This is a genomic window from Thioalkalivibrio sp. AKL10 (assembly GCF_000381845.1).
Taxonomy (GTDB): domain Bacteria; phylum Pseudomonadota; class Gammaproteobacteria; order Ectothiorhodospirales; family Ectothiorhodospiraceae; genus Thioalkalivibrio; species Thioalkalivibrio versutus.
The window spans coordinates 49,117-63,989 of record NZ_KB907145.1 but is presented as its reverse complement, the minus strand read 5'-3'; the positions used below and the strand labels follow the sequence as shown (position 1 = coordinate 63,989).

General features: G+C 64.6%; 13 protein-coding genes, 1 tRNA gene and 1 other RNA gene. 3 read left to right on the top strand and 12 right to left on the bottom strand.

Translation table 11 applies throughout. The features are described 5' to 3' along the window. Positions 1–76: 76 nt before the first annotated feature. Together rpiA and G333_RS0111330 are read left to right on the top strand one after the other, a co-directional pair. Positions 77–739 carry a ribose-5-phosphate isomerase RpiA gene (rpiA, locus tag G333_RS0111335; protein WP_026313012.1) on the top strand — a complete coding sequence of 221 codons (663 nt, stop codon included), beginning with the start codon at positions 77–79 and terminating at the stop codon, positions 737–739. A gap of 19 nt (positions 740–758) precedes the next feature. Beyond that, on the top strand, positions 759–968 hold the full coding sequence (locus G333_RS0111330) for a DUF2905 domain-containing protein (protein ID WP_018168112.1): 210 nt from the start codon (positions 759–761) through the stop codon (positions 966–968). A 72-nt stretch (positions 969–1,040) separates the two neighbouring features. Here the strand turns inward: G333_RS0111330 and G333_RS0111325 are convergent, their stop codons facing one another. The 11 genes from G333_RS0111325 to G333_RS0111280 all read right to left on the bottom strand — a co-directional run bounded on the left by G333_RS0111325 (position 1,041) and on the right by G333_RS0111280 (position 12,773). Beyond that, the gene (locus tag G333_RS0111325) at positions 1,041–1,874 is read right to left on the bottom strand and encodes a rhodanese-like domain-containing protein (RefSeq protein ID WP_019628503.1); all 834 of its coding nucleotides are present in this window, start codon (positions 1,872–1,874) and stop codon (positions 1,041–1,043) included. Between the two features lie 186 nt (positions 1,875–2,060). Then, complete coding sequence (locus tag G333_RS0111320) at positions 2,061–5,903, bottom strand: DUF3683 domain-containing protein (protein WP_019628502.1); 3,843 nt, start codon at positions 5,901–5,903, stop codon at positions 2,061–2,063. Between the two features lie 181 nt (positions 5,904–6,084). Then, positions 6,085–6,234, bottom strand: a complete 150-nt coding sequence (locus tag G333_RS14905; RefSeq protein ID WP_018144103.1) for a DUF3096 domain-containing protein — start codon at positions 6,232–6,234, stop codon at positions 6,085–6,087. Between the two features lie 88 nt (positions 6,235–6,322). Then, positions 6,323–7,240, bottom strand: coding sequence for an MBL fold metallo-hydrolase (locus tag G333_RS0111310; RefSeq protein WP_018144104.1), 918 nt, complete (start codon positions 7,238–7,240; stop codon positions 6,323–6,325). Between the two features lie 436 nt (positions 7,241–7,676). Beyond that, a non-coding RNA gene (locus tag G333_RS14900) (RtT sRNA) lies at positions 7,677–7,811 on the bottom strand. Positions 7,812–7,848: 37 nt separating this feature from the next. Next, positions 7,849–7,922: transfer RNA gene (locus G333_RS0111305), tRNA-Gln, on the bottom strand. A gap of 40 nt (positions 7,923–7,962) precedes the next feature. Next, complete coding sequence (gene rpsI, locus G333_RS0111300; RefSeq protein WP_018144105.1) at positions 7,963–8,355, bottom strand: 30S ribosomal protein S9; 393 nt, start codon at positions 8,353–8,355, stop codon at positions 7,963–7,965. A 31-nt stretch (positions 8,356–8,386) separates the two neighbouring features. Next, complete coding sequence (rplM, locus tag G333_RS0111295; protein ID WP_018144106.1) at positions 8,387–8,815, bottom strand: 50S ribosomal protein L13; 429 nt, start codon at positions 8,813–8,815, stop codon at positions 8,387–8,389. Between the two features lie 239 nt (positions 8,816–9,054). After that, entirely contained in the window at positions 9,055–9,570 is a 516-nt protein-coding gene (locus G333_RS0111290) for a DUF4168 domain-containing protein (protein WP_018168109.1), read from the bottom strand. A 303-nt stretch (positions 9,571–9,873) separates the two neighbouring features. Next, complete coding sequence (locus G333_RS0111285) at positions 9,874–11,301, bottom strand: sigma-54 dependent transcriptional regulator (protein WP_019628501.1); 1,428 nt, start codon at positions 11,299–11,301, stop codon at positions 9,874–9,876. After that, a complete protein-coding gene (locus tag G333_RS0111280; protein ID WP_019628500.1) occupies positions 11,298–12,773 on the bottom strand; it encodes an ATP-binding protein in 1,476 nt (491 codons plus the stop codon). Before G333_RS0111280 ends, G333_RS0111285 begins: the two co-directional genes overlap by 4 nt. A 367-nt stretch (positions 12,774–13,140) precedes the next feature. Here G333_RS0111280 and G333_RS0111275 point away from each other — a divergent pair, with 367 nt between their 5' ends. Next, the gene (locus G333_RS0111275; protein WP_019628499.1) at positions 13,141–13,824 is read left to right on the top strand and encodes an MBL fold metallo-hydrolase; all 684 of its coding nucleotides are present in this window, start codon (positions 13,141–13,143) and stop codon (positions 13,822–13,824) included. Positions 13,825–13,909: 85 nt separating this feature from the next. Here G333_RS0111275 and htpX read toward each other — a convergent pair whose 3' ends face one another. Next, positions 13,910–14,797: a protease HtpX gene (gene htpX / locus G333_RS0111270; protein WP_018144111.1), complete on the bottom strand. Its 888-nt coding sequence runs from the start codon at positions 14,795–14,797 to the stop codon at positions 13,910–13,912. Between the last annotated feature and the right edge of the window lie 76 nt (positions 14,798–14,873).

Genomic DNA, 14,873 nt, shown 5'->3' with positions numbered 1-14,873 from the left:
AACGCTTCCGCTTGTCCCGGGGACGGAGCAGTCGGTATCCTCAATGGGTTACGGACAGAATATTCGGGAGACGGTGATGAATCAGGACGAAATGAAAAAGGCGGTCGCCGAGGCGGCGCTGGAACGGATCGAGAGCGGCTGGATCGTGGGTGTGGGCACCGGTTCCACCGCGAACTACTTTATTGACGCCCTGGCCGGCATCAAGGGCAAGATCGATGGCGCCGTGGCCTCCAGCGAGGCCAGCGCCGAGCGCCTGCGCGGCCACGGTATCGAGGTACTGGACCTGAACTCCGCCGGTCCGCTGCCGATCTACGTCGACGGGGCCGACGAGGCGACCCGGCATCTGCACCTGACCAAGGGCGGCGGCGGCGCGCTGACCCGCGAAAAGATCGTCGCGGCGGCGTCGAAGACCTTCGTCTGCGTGGTCGACGAGACCAAGGTCGTCGATTATCTCGGCGCCTTCCCGCTACCGATCGAGGTCATCCCGATGGCGCGCAGCCACGTGGCCCGCGCCCTGTCGAAGCTGGGCGGCAACCCGGAACTGCGCGAGGGCTTCAAGACCGACAACGGCAACGTGATTCTCGACGTGCACAACCTGCGCATCATGAACCCGGTTGAGCTCGAATCCGAGCTGGACCATATCGCCGGCGTCGTGACCAACGGACTGTTCGCCCGCCGTTCGGCGGATGTCATGCTGGTGGGCTCCGCCTCGGGCGTCGAGGAGATGACCGCCGGTTAAGCGGATCGAGTCCGCCACGGTGAACGCGACGGGCAAATGGCTGATCATCATCGGCGGGCTGATCGTCCTGATCGGTCTGCTGTGGCCGTGGCTCGGAAAAATCCCCTGGGGCCGGCTCCCGGGTGACATCGTGATCGAACGCGAGAACGCCCGCTTCTACTTCCCGCTCACCACGATGATCATCGTCAGCGTGGGGATCACGATCCTCCTGGCGCTGTTTCGTCGCTGATACCGCTCCAAAAAAAGGCCGGGATCATACGATCCCGGCCTTTTTAACGTGGGCAAGCGGTGAGACGGACAATCAGCGCGTCATCACCTCGTCGTAGAACTGCTGCAGGCCGCCTTCCAGGAAGTGGTAGTTCTCGATGCCGCGTTCCTCCAGGTGATACTGCAACCAGCGCACCTGCTGACCGTTCTGGTCGAAGATCAACAGCGCATCACCATCCCTGTTGGCCTGGCCGAGGATGCGGTTAAGCGTATCGATGTTCTCCAACGGGGCCGACATCTCGCGCCCGGCAAACAGCGAGATCTCGTCACGCTCCTCGTTGCCGCGCACGTCCAGCACCACCGCATTGTCGTCGTTGCGAACACGACGGGCGAAGGTGTCGGCATCCAGCAACCGCGCCTCGAAGGCCTCGTCCGTGATGAGTTGGGTCTCGGGGTCCTCGATCGGCTCGCCGCGGAGCATGGCCAGCCCCGGGTAGCGGTCTGCCCAGTCCGCGACACCGGCGTCATAGGCCTGGGTCGGGCCGAGCCCGGCCGCGTTGGCCCGCGCGGCAGCGCGATAGGACATGTAGCTCTCGCGCCCGTTGCAGTAGAACACCAGGGGCCCGCCATGCTGCTCTTCCAGGGCCCGTACCTGATCCTCAAAATCCGGGGCGCCCAGCGGTACATGATGGGCCCCCTCGATGTGCAGGATGTCGTATTCCAGACGCGGGCGGACATCGATCACCGTGGAGCGCGACAACTGGCCCCGCAGATCGAACAGGTCCACGGCATCCACGCCGAATCGCTCGTAAAGACTGCGGCCGGGGAATTCGACAAAGGCCTGGGCACTGGCCACGACGGGGGCCGCCGCCAGCCCGAAACAAAGGGCCATGACGGCGAGACGGGGACTCAAAGAGCGAAAGGTCATGCGAACTCCCTTGCATGGACGGGTGGACATGCCGCATACACTGCCGCGGCCTTGACGGGCATTGCGTACGCCCGATGGGGCGACGCGACGTGACGATCCTTTATTCCGTCGCGACCGCCCGGTGCCCCCGATTGTAGCCAACCCGGGCGGGCCATGTGCAGCACCCGCTTGTGCCGGCTCCAAGCCCTACAGCAGGACCTTCTCGATCCCACCCTCGCGGGCCCGTTCGATGAAGGCCTTCTGCCAGCCATCGCCCATCAGACGGTTGGCCATCTCCACCACGATGTAGTCGGTATCCATCCCGGTATCCTCGCGATAGCGCTCCAGGCCCTGCTGGCAAGCCGGGCAGGAGGTCAGCATCTTCACGTTGCCGTCCTTCGCCTTCTCCTCTCCGGTCAGCTCCTTGATGCCCTTGTGCAGCTCTTCCTGCTTGCGGAAGCGCACCTGGGTGGCGATATCCGGACGGCTGATCGCAAAGGTCCCGGCCTCGCCACAGCAACGGTCGGACTGCAGGACCTCCTGACCCAGCAGCTTGGCCGCGACGTCGGTCGGCTTGTGCGACTTCATCGGCGAATGGCAGGGATCGTGGTACATGTACTGCACGCCCTCGAGCCCCTCGAGATGGACGCCCTTCTCCATCAGGTACTCGTGGATGTCCAGCAACCGGCAACCCGGGAAGATCCGCTCGAACTCGTATTTCAGGAGCTGATCCATGCAGGTGCCACAGGACACCACGACGGTCTTGATGTCGAGGTAGTTGAGCGTGGTCGCGAGGCGATGGAACAGTACCCGGTTCTCGGTACTGATCTGCTGGCCCTTCTCGAAATCGCCACCGGCATTCTGCGGATACCCGCAGCACAGGTAGCCCGGCGGCAGCACGGTCTGCGCGCCGACGTCGTAGAGCATGGCGAGCGTAGCCAGACCCACCTGACTGAACAGGCGCTCGGAACCGCACCCGGGAAAGTAGAACACCGCATCCGAATCCAGATCGGTCTTCACCGGGTCGCGCAGGATCGGCACGTAGCGCGAATCCTCCAGTCCCAGCATCTGGCGGGTGGTCTGGCTCGGCAGCCCGGCGGGCATCGGCTTTTTCACGAAGTGCACAACCTGCTCGTGCATCGGTGCCTTGCCGGTGGTCGAGCGCGGGGTCTTGCCCTCCCCGGTCAGGTTCAGCTTCTTGAATGCGAAATGCCCCAGGCGCTGGGCGGCGTAGCCCATCTGGATCGCGCCCTTGCGGATGCCCTTGATGGTGGCCGGGTCCTTCGCGTTGAGGAAGGCCATGGACATCATCGTCGCCGGCGTCGCCTTGCGCTTGCCCTTCTTGTTCAGGATCGAACGCATGTGCATGGTCACGTCGCCAAAGTCGATGTCGACCGGGCACGGATTCAGGCACTTGTGGCAGATCGTGCAGTGATCCGCGACGTCGTTCATCTCCTCGAAGTGATTCAGCGACAGCCCGCGCCGGGTCTGCTCCTCGTAGAGGAACGCCTCGACGATCAACCCGGTCGCCAGGATCTTGTTGCGCGGCGAGTACAGCAGATTGGCGCGCGGGACGTGCGTGTTGCACACCGGCTTGCACTTGCCGCAACGCAGGCAGTCCTTGATCTCGTCGTTGAGATCGCCCAGCTCGCTTTGTTCAAGGATCAACGCCTCCTGCTTGACCAGGCGCAGCGACGGCGTATAGGCATTGGACAACCCGGAGCCCACCAGCAGCTTGCCGGCGTTGAACACGCCATTCGGGTCGACGTCCTTCTTGTACTTCGCGAACGACTCGATGCGTTCGGGCTCGAGATACTGCATCTTGGTCAGCCCGATCCCGTGCTCGCCGGAGATCACCCCATTGAGCTCGCGTGCCAGGCGCATCACTTCATCCACCAGGCGCTCGGCCTGGTGCATCATCTGGTAATCATTGGAATTGACCGGGATGTTGGTGTGCACGTTGCCATCGCCCGCGTGCATGTGCAGGGCGATGAACAGGCGGCTGGTCAGTACCCGGTCGTGGATCGCGGTCAGCCGCTTGCGCACCGGCTCCAGCTGGTGCCCGCCAAAGATCTCGAACAGCGGGCGCTCGACCTCGGCGCGGTAGGAGATGCGCAGGCTGCGCCGCAGCAGCACATTGATCAGCTTGTCATGGTCGCGCAAGTCCGCACGAGCGGGCTCGTCCAGCAGCTCGTCACATTCCGAGGCCTGGGTGAAGAAGTTGTCCGAGATTGCCTCCCAGCGCTTCTTCACCGTCTCCAGGACCTCCACCGCACGCTCGCGCTTGGCCTCGAACCACTGCTGGCCCTCGCCACCGGTGTCGTCCAGCAACTCGCGCAGCTCCGGATGGTCACCGCGCATGCACTCCTGCATCTCGTCGACCATTCGGAGCTTGTTCGTCAGCGACTCGCGCACGTTCAGGGTCTCGATCCCCTCGGTGTACTCCGCCAGGCGCTCCAGCGGGATCACCACGTCCTCGTTGATCTTGAACGCGTTGGTGTGGTGAGCAATCGCCGCGGTGCGGGCGCGATCCGCCCAGAAGCGCTTGCGCGCCTCGGGGCTGACCGCAACGAAACCCTCGCCATTGCGGGCGTTCGCCGCGCGCACCATCCTGGCCGCCAGCTTGCCCAGGGCATCCTCGTTGTCGGAGACAATGTCGGCGACCAGGACCATCTTCGGCAGGTCACCACGGGCGCCCTTCGGGGTGTACTTCACCGCGCGCACGTAGCGCTCGTCGAGGTGCTCCAGGCCCGCCAGCAGGACTTCGTCCTCGGCGTCCACCGCATCCTTGATCTCGACGATCGCCGGCACGGCCTGGTGCAGATCGGTCCCGTAGAACTCCAGACACACGGTGCGGATGTTGTCCGGCATCCGATGCAGGATGAACTCGGCCGACGTAATCAGACCGTCGCAGCCTTCCTTCTGGATACCCGGCACGCCCATCAGGGTCTTGTCGGTCACGTCCTTGCCCAGCCCCAGCTTGCGGAAGCTCTGTCCCGGCATCTCCAGGATCTCGGGCTCGCCCTTCGGGGTCTTGCCGTCCGGGTGATAGCGGCTCACACGGAAGCGCACGATCTCGGCGTCGTGGATCTTGCCGAGGTTGTGGTCGAGGCGCTCGACATACATCCACTCCGCCTCGGGGGTCACCATGGTCCAGGCGGCCAGGTTGTCCAGCGCGGTACCCCACAGCACGGCCTTCTTGCCGCCAGCGTTCATCGCGACGTTGCCGCCGATGGTGGAGGCGTCCTGCGAGGTCGGATCCACCGCGAACACCAGACCGTTGCGATCGGCCAGCTCGGAGACGCGCTTGGTGACCACACCGGCCTCCACGCGCACCACCGGGACATCACGCTCCACGCCCGGCAGGGGTCGGCGCTCGACCTCGCCCAGGCCTTCCAGCTTCTCGGTGTTGATGACCGCCGAGCGCTTGGACAGCGGGACGGCACTACCGGTGTAGCCGGTGCCACCGCCACGCGGGATCACCGTCAGGCCGAGCTCGATGCAGGCCGCGACCAGCGGGCCCATCTCTTCCTCGGAATCCGGGGTGAGCACCACGAACGGGAGCTCCACACGCCAGTCGGTCGCATCGGTCACGTGGGAGACCCGCGCCAGGCCGCCGAACTGGATGTTGTCCTTGTGCGTCAGGGCCTTCATGCGCTTGCGCACCTGATCGCGCAGCGCGGCGGTATCGGTGAACTCCTGCGCAAAGGCAGACACTGCCGCCTGCGCGCGCTGGCCCAGCTTGAGCGCCTTCTCGTTGCCGTCAGCCCGGGCCGTGATCTGGCCCAGACGATGCTGCATGGCATCAATCAGCGCCTTGCGGCGCTTCTTGTCCTCCAGCAGATCATCCTGGATGTACGGGTTTCGGGTGACCACCCACATGTCGCCCAGAACCTCGAACAGCATGCGCGCAGACACACCCGTCCGACGCTCCCCACGCAACTCATTGAGGAGGTCCCAGGTATCGGAACCCAGGAAACGGATAACGATTTCGCGGTCGGAGAATGAGGTGTAGTTATAGGGTATTTCTCGGACGCGTTCGGCGGTCATTGAGGCGTAGCCCCCCGATCAGAATGTGGCCAAAGAGTAACGGGTCCGCACGCCCTGCGCACGAAGTCGCACTGTTGGTCCATGCTTTTGGGCACCAAACTATCGGTGACGGGGACCTTTACGTCGCCAGGGCGGCGCTGATCGATTCACGCATCCGCGCTGTGGCCCCTTGAGCATCTCCCTAGAAATACGCCAGCAGGCCCAGCACCCCGATAACAATCAGATAGATCGCGACGATGTAGTTCAGCAGGCGGGGCCGGATCAGGATCAGGATGCCCGCCACCAGGGACAGGATGGCCATGAGCAGGCCCGGTTCAATATTCAGCGTCATTGGCGATCATTCCTTTCGCTTGTGGGATTCAGGGATACATCAAGGACCCGCAACGCACGCACCGACCGGGCTTCCCCTGGGGCCGAGCTCAAAAGAGCTTCTCTTCCATCTCCAGATAGACCGCGTTGGCGTTGCTGCGGTTGGTCTGTTCGAAGGCCGGCAGGTCTTCGTAGTCACTCCAGTCCATCGCGGAGTAGGCCTCGTCGAAGGAATCCATGTTCTCGACCGCCACGGCCATGTGCTCGCGCAGCTTCACCAGGTAGTCGCGGGTGAACCTGACCGCCCGGGCCGCCTGATCGGTCGCCTCGCCATGCCCCGGAATCAGGAACTTCAGGTCCATCTCCATCAACTCTTCCAGGCGCTTGACCCAGTTCTCCGAATCCAGCGCATCGTCGCCCAGAAACGGGATCCGGCCATCGAACACGATGTCGCCGGCGAACACCACGCCGGTCTCCTCCACCACCATGATGATGTCGTCCGGCGAGTGTGCGGGCCCCGCGTGCACGCACCGGAAGGTCTTCCCGCCGAGACGGATGGTGTACTCGTCCTCGAAGAATTCGTCCGGCGGAATGATCTGGGTGTCCTCGTCCACCCATGGGGCCAGCACGCCCCGGCGCTGCTCGAGCCGCGCCACCGCACCGGCGCCTCCCAGATAGTCTCTCGCGCGCGCCTGCCCGATGATCTTGGCATCGGTGTGGTCCGCGAACGCCTGCAGGCCATAGATGTGATCCGCGTGATAATGACCAGCAATCACGTACTTGATCGGCTGGTCGGTCACCTCGCGGATCCGGCGAATCATCTCGAAGCCAAGTGGCGGCGTCCCCAGGGCGTCATATACCACCACGCCCTCGTCGGTCACGACGAACCCCGCATTCGAGGTATGCCCCTCGTTGTCGGGATCCGGAATACCGGAGATCCCGATCATGTACCAGGTGTCCAGACCTTCGACCTCGTGGGCTGTCACATCCACGCTGACCGGCTCGTAGGGATTCTCGGGTACCGACATGGTCAATCCTCTCTTCTCTGGCATTTTGATCGATCCGACCCAGTGCGGCCGGGTTCTGCGGAATTGGACGGAAAAAGGGCGGGAGAATTCCCTGCATTTCCCGATCACTGCCGAGGGATTGTAGCGGAGTCGGGAGCGGGGTTGACGGGATGCCGGGGTCCGGGCGCTTGTGGCTACCGGGGACCGGTCGCCAAGGTCGGCGGTGGCTGGCCATTTAAAGGCAGGGAGACCGGAAGCAGGGTCGGCGTCCACAAATCAGCGGGGCGGTGCCGAAACGTTCTGGCCCGAATCGTTGCCATGGCTGGAGGACCAGGATGATTCGGCGGCTGCGCGCGCGCAGTGCTTCGCTGCGCTTCGCCGAAGCTTCCAGGTTCGAACCCTGGTCCGCTCAAGTATCCATAGAGAAGGGCCCCACGAGGGGGCCCTTCTCTATGTTTGGCTGGGGAACCAGGATTACTCGGCGCTATGCGCCTCGCCCTTCGGGCCAGCGCCGCATACGGCGCTGTTCGGCTCGGCTACGCCTCACCGTCGAACCTTGCAGGTTCTCATCCTGAAATCTTCCAGCCATTCATGAAAAAAGGCCCCACAAGGGGGCCTTCTTCCATGAATGGCTGGGGGACCAGGATTCGAACCTGGGTTGGCGGAGTCAGAGTCCGCAGTCCTACCGCTAGACGATCCCCCAGTAAACCGGGTCGGGTGCAGCCCGAAACTCGACGCGAATTTTAGCGCTTCGAGTACTGGGTTGCACGACGGGCCTTGCGCAGGCCGATCTTCTTGCGCTCCACCTCGCGGGCATCGCGGGTCAGGTGACCACCACGACGCAGCGACGGGCGCATGTCTTCGTTGTACTGCACCAGGGCGCGGGCAATGCCCAGACGGATCGCGCCGGCCTGGCCGTTGCCGCCACCGCCTTCAACGGTCGCGATCACGTCGAAGTTGCCGGTCGACTCGGTCGCCTCCAGCGGCTGGCGTACCACCATGCGCGAGGTCTTGCGGCCGAAGAAGTCGTCCAGCGGCTTCTCGTTAACCGTGATGTTGCCCGTGCCGGGACGCAGGAAGACGCGCGCCGAGGCGGTCTTGCGGCGGCCGGTGCCGTAATACTGATTGATAGCCATTCGGATCGATTCCCTTGCTGATTCTGGCGGCTCAGACTTCGAGCGGCTGCGGCTGCTGGGCCGTGTGCCGGTGTTCGGTACCGGCGTAGACCTTGAGCTTCTTGAACATGGCCCGGCCAAGCGGGTTGCGCGGCAGCATGCCCTTGACGGCAAGCTCCAGCACCTTCTCCGGATGACGCTCGATCATCTGGGTGAAGTTGGCTTCCTTGATGCCACCCGGGTAACCGGAATGGTGGAAGTACTTCTTGTCCATGGCCTTGTTGCCGGAGACGCGGATCTTCTCCGCGTTGATCACGACGATGTAGTCGCCGGTATCGACATGCGGCGTGTACACGGGCTTGTGCTTCCCGCGCAGGCGATGTGCGATTTCCGTGGCGAGGCGACCGAGGGTCTTGCCGTCGGCGTCGACGAGAAACCAGTCGCGTTCGACTTCGGCCGGCTTGGCGCTAATGGTACTCATGATGTTCGATGCTCCGAGGTCGGGGCGATTCAGAAAGCGCGCAAGAATAACGCTTCCCTCTGCCCAATTCAAGCTACAGGGACAATTCCCGAGACGCGAAGGCGTCCGCCCTCGGGGGAATCACGGATCAATGTGCCGAACATTCGCGTGCATGCCCCGGACACAAACAAGGGGCCGCCCCGAAGGCCGGCCCCTGCAACCCCCCGGGCGCAATGCCCGGGGCGGTTTTGCGCTGCCCGTTACAGCTGGGCTTCAGCGCGCTCCTGGACTTCCTGCATCAACTCGGGGTCGTTCTGCAGGGCCATGGCCACTTCGTTGTATTCCTCGACGCTCATGCCCGAGTCTTCAACCGCGTTGACCATTTCGTCCTGTGCTTCCTGCTGCATGGACTGGGCCTCGGTTTCGTCCTCGGCACTCTGCAGGCGGTCGGCGAAGTCTTCGCGCACTTCCTGCACCGCAACGAAGGCGGTTACGAAAGTGTCGATGTCTTCTTCGCTCAGATCCACCTCGGGGGCTTCCTGCATCGGGGCACCGCCCTGGGCCGCGCCACCCTGGGCACCACCCTGAGGCGGCTGGCCGCCCTGAGCACCGCCACCGGCACCGCCTTCCTGGGCCGGCGGCTGGCCGCCCTGGGCACCGCCCATGTCGCCCCCACCGGCACCACCTTCGGCACCGCCGTACTGGGCAGAGGCGGCTCCACCCACGGCAAACAGGGAGGTCAGGGCCATCGCGAGCATCGTCTTGCGCATATTCATCATGTTGCTCCTTTTCCTTTGGATCGTTCGGATCTCGGGGCGAAGCCGGCGACGACTCAAGGTCGATCGTCCGCCCGCCCGATTTCGTTGCAACCGTGTGAGGAGGAATGGTCCATCACTGCGGTTCCGATTCCTCGATTGCTGTCCCAGGAGGAGCAGGCATCGTGCCAAGATTGGAAAAAGACAAACAAAACACTTTGAAACAGCGACTTATGCTCTCATCATCCCGAAAGGGCCGGGGAACGCCCCAACGGTAAACCGGGTCAGAATGACACATGGGTCAGGTCGACCCGGGTCAGGATGTCACGATGGGTCGGATTCCCCGAGTTTGCGGTACAGCGTCTTGCGGCCGATGCCGAGGATCCGCGCAGCGCGTTGCTTGTTGCCGTCCACATGCTCCAGCACCCGACGAATGTAGTCGCGCTCGCGCTCCTCCAGGGTCGGCCACTGGCCGTCGTCGCCCATCCCCGGTACCGGCGTCGCCCCCTCCGCCCGGTCGCCCGTCGTTCCGCCGGGATCCTCGGCGGGCGCCTCGAATACGCGCTCCGGCAGATCACGGGTCTCGATGACCTCGCCGGCCGCCAGGGTGGCGGCACGCTCCATCAGACTCGCGAGTTCGCGGACGTTCCCCGGGAACGGATACCGCACCAGCGCGCGCAGGGCCTCCGGGCTCAGGCGACGCTCGGGCAGGTCGCGGGCCAGGGCCTGCTGACGCAGGAACTGCAGGGCCAGGCGTTCGATGTCATCGCCACGCTCGCGCAGCGGCGGGATCTCGATACGAAAGGTCTCCAGGCGATAGTAGAGATCCTCACGGAAACGACCGTCGGCAATATGTGCCTGCAGATCCTGATGCGTGGCCGCCACGATACGCACATCGGTCGCGATCTCCTCGTTGGCGCCCACCGGACGCACGCGACCATCCTGCAGAAGACGCAACAGCTTGCTCTGCATGGCCACCGGCATCTCGGCAATCTCGTCCAGGAACAGGGTGCCGCCGTCGGCCTCGGTAAACAGGCCGCGCCGAGCCCCCTTGGCCCCGCTGAACGCACCGGCCACGTGCCCCAGCAACTCCGACTCCAGCAGGGCCTCGGGGATGCCCGCGCAGTTAATCGCCACGAACGGACCACCGGCCCGCTCGCTTTCCGCATGGAGCGCGCGCGCCACCAGTTCCTTGCCGGTCCCGGACTCGCCGGTGATCAGGACACTGCCGTCGGCGGCCGCGATCCGCCGAATCAGGTCGAACAACTGCAGCATGGCCGGACTGCGGCCCTGCATGCCGTGAAAGCCATCGGCCTGCGCAAGGACCTCACGATAGCGACGCACCTCGTCCTTCAAACGCCGCGCCTCGGTCACCCGGTCGGCGGCCAGGCGCAGGTGATCCAGATCCACCGGCTTGGTCAGGAAGTCATCCGCCCCCGCCTTCAGCGCGGCCACTGCCTGGTCGATGGTCCCGAAGCCCGTGAGCATGATGAACCCGGGTGCCGGCACCCGGGCGCGGGCCTCCTGGAGCACCTGGAAGCCATCCGCGCCGGGCAGGCGCAGGTCGCTCACCACCAGACTGAAGGCCTGCTGCGTAAGCACCCGCGCGGCATCCTCGGCACTGGCAACCGCCGTAACCGCGTAGCCGGCCTCGGTCAGTTCCTCGGTCAGCAGCTCGCGATGCCCGCGATCGTCCTCCACGACCAGGACCGACTCCGGGGGCGTTGCGGGGACTTGTGCCTTGCTGCTCATCGAAGCGAATCCTCCTGGGCGCCAGCGACCACCGGCAGATGCACGACAAATCGGGTCTCCCCCGCGACACTGCGATCCAGCATCACCGTACCCCCGTGGTCCTCCAGCGCCACCTGCGCCACCGCCAGCCCGAGCCCGGTCCCCTCGCCGGTGGGCTTGGTGGTAAAGAAGGGCTCGAACAGGCGTTCGGCCTGCTCATCGTCTATCCCTCGCCCGGCCGTGGGGCCGTCGTCCGCCACCACCAGCTCGACCCGGTCGGACGAGGCATACCAGCGGACCCGGACCTCGCGGGCGGCGACCTGCGCGGCATTCTCCAGCAGATTCTCCAGGGCCTGGCCCAAACGCAGGCGGTCCGCGGCGATGGTCAACTCGGGGCCTTCGAGCCGGAATTCCACCCCGCCGGAGGCATGCCGCTCGCGCACACGCTCGACCAGATCTCCAACCAGCTGCGCGAGATCCAGCGAGCGTTCCTGCAACGGATTGCGCCGGGCAAAGTCCAGCAGCTGGCGCACGATGGTCTCCACCCGCTCCAGCTCGGCCTTCAGCGCCTCCATCTCGGTGCGCGCCGGATCCGCCTCCGGCAGGTGCCGGATGGCGCGCTGCACGCGACCGGCGATAATCCCGAGCGGCGTCCCCAGTTCGTGTGCCACGCCGGCCGCCAGCTGGCCGATCGCCGCCAGCTTCTCCGAGTGCCGCAGCTTCTCCTCCAGCCGTCCCTGCTCAAGGCGTTGCGCCTCCAGTTCGGCCTCCGAGGCCTCGCGACGCTCCATCATGCGGTTCATCGAGACTGCCAGGCCGCGCAGCTCCGCCGGCCCCTGTTCCGGCGCCCGCAATCCACGCTGACCCTCGCCAATCGCGCGCATCGCGGCCATCAACCGAGACACATGCCGCCCCACCGCCCGGTGGTACCCGAACAGCACCACCAGCAGAAACAGCCCGCTAATCCCCAGCATCAGCAACCCACCCTGCCACTGGAGCTGCGCGACGAAGGCCCGGAACGGTGTGACGTCGCGCGTCACCTGCAACAGCCCCACGATGCGACCGGCCGGATCGGACAACGGAAGAAAGAACGAAAAGGTCTCGCGCCCCTGATGTTCGCCGAAAGCCCCGAGACTCCCGGTTTCGCTGATGACCTGCGCCTCGCCACGGCGCTGCAGGGTCGGACTGGGCGGGCCACTGGCCGCCACCATCCGGCCGTCGGCATCGTAGACATAGACCCCGAACACCTCCTCGATCTGGAACAGGGAGTCCAGCGACTGCTGCACACCGGCCGCGTCGTCCTGCAGCATCGCACCGGCCACAGGCAGGCGGATGGAGCGCGCCACCAGCTCGATGTCTTCCTGCATCCGGTTTTCCATCTGGGTCTGGAATTCGTGCAGACCCAGCGCCACCACCGCAGCCATCAACAGCAGCAGGGGCAGCAGCACGAACGACAACACCGCGGTGCGCAGACTGTTCAGGCGTCGAGTCATAAAGGGCGATTCGCAGCGTCGTCGAAGGCCACCATGGTAGACACGGCGGCCGGCATGACGCGAATTGCAGGCAAAAAAAAGCGCGGGTCGAAGCCCGCGCCAAGAAAACCACCAAAGGAGGATGGAGGAGTCCACCAACCGCTGACAGGGGGGACAGCGATTAGCGTATGCAAATCTTCTAATATGACGATATTCTTGTCAACCGGTGAATGCGCAGGGGGTTCGCAAATTCACCGCATCGTCATATCACGTACCCTTGAAGACCTGCACACCCCGTAAGACGCCCGCTCGCCAGTTCTATTCCCCGCTGCGTGCAATCCAGCGCCTCCAGCCTTCAAAATTCGAAATTGTTCACGGATCCACTGCCATGCTTCGCCATCTGAGCCACCCCGTCACCCCGCTTGCCCAGAACGCCACCCTGATCTGGTGCGACGTCACCGGGGCCGCGGCCTGGGTCGATCCCGGCGCGGATGCCGCGGCCCTGGAACGGATCGCGCGGGATCAGGGCGTCCACCTGGAAAAGATCCTGCTGACCCATGGCCACCTGGACCACGTGGGCGCGGCCGCCGAACTGGCCAAACGTACCGGCGCGCCGATCATCGGCCCGCACCGCGACGATGCCTTCTGGCTGGAGCAACTCCCGGCGCAGGCGCAGATCTTCGGCTTCTCCGAGGTGCAGCCACTGGTACCCGATCAGTGGCTGGACGATGGCGACACCATCGAGCTCGGGCAAGCCACCCTCCACGTCCTGCACTGTCCCGGCCACACCCCGGGCCACGTGGTCTTCCACGATCCGGAGGGCCGGCTCGCCCTGGTCGGTGACGTCCTTTTCCATGGCGCGATCGGCCGCAGCGATTTTCCGCGCGGCAACGGGCGTGAGCTGCTGGACTCCATCACCGGCAAGCTCTGGCCACTGGGCGACGACACCCGCTTTGTCCCCGGCCATGGCCCCGAGTCCACCTTCGGCGAAGAGCGCCGTAGCAACCCCTTCGTAAGCGACGACGTCATCTCCACCTCCGACGACGAACCCGGACGCGGTCGCTACTACTGATCCGACCGGCCGCAGCCCCGGCACTGCAAACGAAAAAGGCCGCCCCGAAGGGCGGCCCTCTCCTGGTACACATAAAGGGTTGCGGTCAGCCGTTGGCGCGCAGCGCCGCGATGCGCTGTTCGATCGGCGGGTGGCTCATGAACAGCTTCTTCAGCCCCTGGGCCATGCCACCGCGAATGCCAAAGGCGGCCATCTGGTCCGGCATGTCCACCGGGCGACCGGAGGCGCGCGCCAGCGACTCCAGCGCCCCGATCATCTTCTCGCGGCCGGCGAGCTGCGCCCCGGCCTCGTCGGCACGGAACTCGCGCTGGCGCGAGAACCAGAACACGATAATGGACGCCAGGATCGCGAGGATGATCTCGGTCACGATGGCGGTGATCCAGAACGCCGGCCCGTGACCGGACTCGTTCTTGAAGATCACGCGATCGACAAAGTGACCGATCACGCGCGACAGGAAGATCACGAAGGTATTGATCACCCCCTGGATCAGCGCCAGGGTCACCATGTCACCATTGGCCACGTGGCCCACCTCGTGCCCCAGCACGGCCTCGACCTCGCCTTGCCCCATGTTCTGCATCAACCCGGTGCTGACCGCGACCAGGGCATTATTCCTGCTCATGCCGGTGGCGAAGGCGTTCGGGTCCGGCGACTCGTAGATACCAACCTCCGGCATCCCGATTCCCGCCTCGCGGGCCTGACGGGTGACCGTCTCCAGCAGCCACTGCTCGGTGGCGTTGCGTGGCTTGTCGATCACGTGGACCTTCATCGTCTTCTTCGCCATCCACTTGGAGATGGCCAGCGAGATGAACGAACCACCGAAGCCAAACACGGCGGCGAAGATCAGCAACGCGGTCAGGTCGAGATTGACCCCCTGGTCGTCGAGGATGCTCTCGACCCCAAGGATGCGCAGAGTAATGCTAAGGACGATCAGGATGGCGAAGTTGGTCGCCAGAAACAGCACAATACGTTTCATGAAGCTTTCCTGTACTCCAATTAATAAACTCGACGGGATGAATCGATAGTCGGGGCGCAGCGGCCAAATTCAAGCA

Excerpts from the sequence above, each read along its gene's own strand:
- rpsI (WP_018144105.1), bottom strand. The coding sequence starts at position 8,355 with ATGGCTATCAATCAGTATTACGGCACCGGCCGCCGCAAGACCGCCTCG.
- rplM (WP_018144106.1), bottom strand. The coding sequence starts at position 8,815 with ATGAGTACCATTAGCGCCAAGCCGGCCGAAGTCGAACGCGACTGGTTT.
- G333_RS0111290 (WP_018168109.1), bottom strand. The coding sequence starts at position 9,570 with ATGAATATGCGCAAGACGATGCTCGCGATGGCCCTGACCTCCCTGTTT.
- G333_RS0111275 (WP_019628499.1), top strand. The coding sequence starts at position 13,141 with ATGCTTCGCCATCTGAGCCACCCCGTCACCCCGCTTGCCCAGAACGCC.
- G333_RS14905 (WP_018144103.1), bottom strand. The coding sequence starts at position 6,234 with ATGACGCTGAATATTGAACCGGGCCTGCTCATGGCCATCCTGTCCCTG.
- rpiA (WP_026313012.1), top strand. The coding sequence starts at position 77 with ATGAATCAGGACGAAATGAAAAAGGCGGTCGCCGAGGCGGCGCTGGAA.
- G333_RS0111325 (WP_019628503.1), bottom strand. The coding sequence starts at position 1,874 with ATGACCTTTCGCTCTTTGAGTCCCCGTCTCGCCGTCATGGCCCTTTGT.
- G333_RS0111280 (WP_019628500.1), bottom strand. The coding sequence starts at position 12,773 with ATGACTCGACGCCTGAACAGTCTGCGCACCGCGGTGTTGTCGTTCGTG.
- G333_RS0111310 (WP_018144104.1), bottom strand. The coding sequence starts at position 7,240 with ATGTCGGTACCCGAGAATCCCTACGAGCCGGTCAGCGTGGATGTGACA.
- htpX (WP_018144111.1), bottom strand. The coding sequence starts at position 14,797 with ATGAAACGTATTGTGCTGTTTCTGGCGACCAACTTCGCCATCCTGATC.
- G333_RS0111320 (WP_019628502.1), bottom strand. The coding sequence starts at position 5,903 with ATGACCGCCGAACGCGTCCGAGAAATACCCTATAACTACACCTCATTC.
- G333_RS0111285 (WP_019628501.1), bottom strand. The coding sequence starts at position 11,301 with ATGAGCAGCAAGGCACAAGTCCCCGCAACGCCCCCGGAGTCGGTCCTG.